The sequence below is a fragment of the Bacillus thermozeamaize genome, assembly GCA_002159075.1.
GTDB classification, from domain to species: Bacteria; Bacillota; Bacilli; order ZCTH02-B2; family ZCTH02-B2; genus Bacillus_BB; species Bacillus_BB thermozeamaize.
On the sequence record LZRT01000015.1, the window covers coordinates 1 to 2,144 of the forward strand.

The following is a 2,144-nucleotide window of genomic DNA, read 5'->3' on the forward strand; positions in this document are numbered from 1 at the left end:
GTCTAAAAGTCGGGCTCAAGGCACCAAGATACAACGACCTCGCTTCGCCAGCCGCAAGAGTATTATACGGTGGGCAGACGACCATTTTCATCCTCTGATGGTGCCGCGTCAGCGGCATGGAGGTCTATTTTGATAAAAAAGAAGATGCTATACTTTTGGAATTGATCGATACGCGGGAATTTCAGCGATTAAGACATATCAAGCAGCTGGGTCTTTCTTCATTTACCTATCCAGGTGCGGAACATACCCGGTTTGCCCATTCCATTGGCGTTACACACTTGGTGAAAAGATTTATAGACAAAATTTGCAGTTTGAAGGAAGAGCAGTATCGGAAATATGCCGATGAGCTGAAAAATTATCGCCAGCTGTTGTTGACAGCCGCATTGCTTCATGATATAGGACATGGTCCGTTTTCACACGCTCTCGAAAAATCCACCGGAATCAAACATGAACTTTGGACGATTGAGATTGTTCGCGGCGATACCGAGATCAACAGCGTCTTGCAAAAGCATAAAATTGATCCAAATGAAGTTGCAGAAATTATACAGCGCACTCATCCTTCCAAAGCAGCCGTCAAATTGCTCTCAAGCCAACTCGATGCGGATCGGGTGGATTACTTGCTGCGGGATGCCAAGATGACCGGGGCGGGTTATGGCTCTTTTGACCTGGAATGGTTGATCAACGTCTTGCGTATCGGCGAACATAACGGTGTAGTCGAGGTCGGATTGGACCTGAATAAAGGATCAAGCATTGCGGAAGACTTCGTCATGGCTCGATACTATATGTACAAACATGTGTACTTTCACAAAACCACCCGAAGCGCCGAACTTATTGTGGACAAAATTTTTACAAGAGCCATGGAACTGTTCCGAGAAGGAGGTGAACCAATCGATATTCCCGACGGTCTTGCGGCCATACTTGAATGCAACGGACAGATCGGCAAAGCGTTGAACCAGTACCTCGAACTCACGGATCATACCGTTTGGCATTATTTCCATGTATGGAGCAGGCATTCGGATCAAATATTGAGCGATTTATGCCAACGGTTGTTGAGAAGAAATTTTTTCAAAGAGGTTCCGCAAGTCGATAAGGACTTAACGGAACTGGCGGAGATCATCACTGATTATTTCAACGAAAAAGACAAGAAACATCTCAAGAATTATTACTACGCGAAAGACGATGCAAACAGCAGCTGGTACAAGGATTCCTATATTGGTCAAAAACCAAAATCCGATGAAAAGGCCGAAGAACGGGAAGCATCCGAATACATACTATTGTTCGACCATAAAGGAACTGGCAGAGAGTTATCCCAAGTTTCGGATATCATTAATACAATACGCAACAAACAAATCTCAATTAACCGTCTATTCATGCCGAAAGAATACATAAACGAAATTTTTGGAGGTTGAAACGGATGTTCGAAGCGGCCGGCAGCGTACTGAGTGTATTTGATGTTGTCGGCAAAGTGCATGGACGAAAGAAAATCCAAAAAATGATTTATTTGCTCAAAGTTGCCGGAACTCCGATGCCTTTCCAATATGAGTACCATCCTGAATCCGTGATCGTCCGCGGATAGTTTCGGAACCCGGTTTCTGAAACCGGTAATTTTAGTCATTTTTTCTGTGATGGTCGTAAGAACTGGCTTTTTACGATGGCAGAAGGACGCATCATAGCTTGTCAATTCAAATCCATGAATGCCAAACAGACCTGGCGGACGACAGGTCGTTCCAAAGCGTCTCCTGCATCATGCCCGTGTCATGCAAACGCCCGGTAAACCCTCTCCAACACCGATGACCAGGGACTGTGCTTTCCGAAGTTAAAGTATAGACAGCGCGCATGTCGAACAAGCCGGACAGCCATGTAGATGATGTTTTGAATAACGGTTCGGATTCGGCGGCGCTGCACGTTGCCGCGAATCGGCGCGTCGTCTTTGCGCAGGCTTTCCTGACCGATGATGCGCAGCAGATTGTAGGCAAACACGCCTGCATGCAGTACGAGATTATTCGTTGCAAATTTTCCGGCCGGCAACCGCTCCAGATCGAGATCCGTCTTGATTTCGCTGTGAAACTGTTCGCTGGTGGCGTGATCCCGGTATAACTCGATGACCCGCCACGGTCCGCAGCGAAGCGACGTCCAGTACACGT

General features: G+C 46.6%; 1 protein-coding gene and 1 pseudogene. One reads left to right on the forward strand and one right to left on the reverse strand.

Going from position 1 to position 2,144, the window contains the following annotated elements:
• Positions 1 to 116 precede the first annotated feature (116 nt).
• A complete protein-coding gene (locus BAA01_12085) occupies positions 117 to 1,409 on the forward strand; it encodes a phosphohydrolase (GenBank protein ID OUM90538.1) in 1,293 nt (430 codons plus the stop codon).
• A 346-nt stretch (positions 1,410 to 1,755) separates the two neighbouring features.
• Here the strand turns inward: BAA01_12085 and BAA01_12090 are convergent.
• Positions 1,756 to 2,144, reverse strand: a pseudogene (locus BAA01_12090) (transposase).

What these genes read in the sequence shown, in the direction of transcription:
- BAA01_12085 (OUM90538.1), top strand. Translation starts at nt 117, where the DNA reads ATGGAGGTCTATTTTGATAAAAAAGAAGATGCTATACTTTTGGAATTG.